The following is a 2069-nucleotide window of genomic DNA, read 5'->3' on the forward strand; positions in this document are numbered from 1 at the left end:
AAGAAAGAACTCGATTCATTGCTCACGTTGAATTTTCAGGCATTCAAGAAATGTGATCTTGTGCCTATATGAAGTATCGTTGAATATTTCTCTGTGGCTAGGACCTGGAGTGGGTCGGAAACCACCTGACGGAACAACAATTGTCCCACCGACAGAACGCAATCCAACGGGGTCTAATACGTTTATAGGGTTATTCGTAACGTAACCGTATAAATTCGCGCCATCCCCCTCAAACCCAATCGGATCCTTCCCCATCCATCGTCCCGTATAGGGATCATAGTCCCTAGCCCCAAACCGCACGCAAAGCAGTGTCAGGTCTTGCGTTTTGCCTGTTCTGTACCTCGTAGCGAATCGGCCGATGCGGAAGGCCGAAGTGCTCGCGAATCGTCTTCAACGTGTAGCCGCCGCAGGCGCAGGCGCAGGGCCGCGCGGGGCCGTGGGGGACGGGTCTTGCCTTGCGCCCTGGACGAACTCGCAAGCGAACCCTATTGGTCACAGCCTAAAAAAGCAAAAGACAAGACCTGACACCGTCCTTCGACTGCTCTGGGGGGTGGGGGGCTAAACGTTTACCTGTGTAATGGGATGGGTTTAGCTCGGCATATCTATCCAAACATCAAAATGCAGATCGATCTCCATCTTGGCTATAACTTTCAGAGTAGTGACATCAAGTATCGGCCCCCCATTTCCTTCTCTCGATTCCCAATAGCAATGAAGCATCGCGTTCCAACCACAATTTTTCAGTAAAGAAAGCGCGTCAATCTTTTTGTTGATTCTTTCAGCCACAAAGAATAAATGCCTTCGCAAGTCGCGAGAGTCAACAAAGTCCTGCGTCGAAAGAAACCAAGCATTCTTTTTTATTCTCGTTTTTTTCTTCTTGAGAATAGTACGAGTTGGCTCGATCCCAAGAGCCACAGATATATCGTCAGGCATACAATTCTCATGATAAAAAGACAATGTCACGTATGTTCTTGAGCAACTATCAAAGTCATCTAAGAATATAATATCAGGCATTATCGACGACAAATAAATCACCCTGATTTCTAAAATTGAAGTTTTTCCCTTTTGGAGGGGTGCTGCGCCTGGGTAGGGGGAGTTTCCGAGGGGTTTGCCCGTTTTCGCGCAAACCCCACCGAAACCCCGCAAGCCTAGGTCACTGCTGAGACGACCATTCTCAGAACCGCGAAACTTGAGTTCTAAAAGTTACTGGCAGTCTTCTGGTGCGCATGCTGGATGCGTAGGATCTTGTTGACAAAGATGCCACACACTAGGCATGAATACGGTCCACAATCCACCTCTACCTTTGCCTCTGCTCTTACCACCCCTGCCGCTTTTTCCACCCTTTCCTCTAGGCTTTCCTTCTCTGAGCCACTGGTCATGTAACTTCTCAATATCCTCTTTTGTGAAATTCTCATTGCCAGGTATGCCCATATCTTGTTTTTGTTGATGCGCCCAATCGCGAAAGTCTGGATTATTGTAGCCGTACCACTTGTCTTTGGGCGCTAATCCGCGAGAATCTATCCAATTAGCCGGATCGTTATCAACATATCCAAATAGGTTCACCCCACCCTCAAACCCAATCGGATCCTTCCCCAACCACCGCCCGGTATAGGGATCATAATCCCTGGCCCCGAACCGCACGAGCCCGGTCTCCGGCTCGTAAAGCCCGCCCGCAAACCCGAACGGCTGGAACCCCGGGTTGGTATCCCGCGTGACCACACCCCACACATCGTAGTCCATCCGCTGGGCAAGGGCGCCCGTACAAAGCAGTGTCAGGTCTTGCGTTTTGCCTGTTCTGTACCTCGTAGCGAATCGGCCGATGCGGAAGGCCGAAGTGCTCGCGAATCGTCTTCAACGTGTAGCCGCCGCAGGCGCAGGGCCGCGCGGGGGCCGTGGGGGACGGGTCTTGCCTTGCGCCCTGGACGAACTCGCAAGCGAACCCTATTGGTCACAGCCTGAAAAAGCAAAAGACAAGACCTGACACCGTCCTTCGCGCTCAACAGTCCCATCAGGGCATTGAACCGCTTGCGCGGCTCTTCGCGCGCCATCCGTGTGAAACGCTCAAGTTTGGT

Annotated in this window: 3 protein-coding genes; all 3 read right to left on the reverse strand. The window is 51.5% G+C overall.

Translation table 11 applies throughout. From position 1 onward, the window contains the following. Positions 1 to 15: 15 nt before the first annotated feature. The 3 genes from G3446_RS26470 to G3446_RS29385 all read right to left on the reverse strand — a co-directional run bounded on the left by G3446_RS26470 (position 16) and on the right by G3446_RS29385 (position 1818). A complete protein-coding gene (locus G3446_RS26470; RefSeq protein WP_164456646.1) occupies positions 16 to 360 on the reverse strand; it encodes an RHS repeat-associated core domain-containing protein in 345 nt (114 codons plus the stop codon). Positions 361 to 588: 228 nt separating this feature from the next. After that, positions 589 to 930 carry a DUF4279 domain-containing protein gene (locus tag G3446_RS26475; RefSeq protein ID WP_164456645.1) on the reverse strand — a complete coding sequence of 114 codons (342 nt, stop codon included), beginning with the start codon at positions 928 to 930 and terminating at the stop codon, positions 589 to 591. Positions 931 to 1200: 270 nt separating this feature from the next. Continuing rightward, positions 1201 to 1818, reverse strand: a complete 618-nt coding sequence (locus G3446_RS29385) for an RHS repeat-associated core domain-containing protein (protein WP_164456647.1) — start codon at positions 1816 to 1818, stop codon at positions 1201 to 1203. Positions 1819 to 2069: the final 251 nt, after the last annotated feature.

This window comes from Thiorhodococcus minor, assembly GCF_010820565.1.
GTDB classification, from domain to species: Bacteria; Pseudomonadota; Gammaproteobacteria; order Chromatiales; family Chromatiaceae; genus Thiorhodococcus; species Thiorhodococcus minor.

What these genes read in the sequence shown, in the direction of transcription:
- G3446_RS26475 (WP_164456645.1), bottom strand. Translation starts at nt 930, where the DNA reads ATGCCTGACGATATATCTGTGGCTCTTGGGATCGAGCCAACTCGTACT.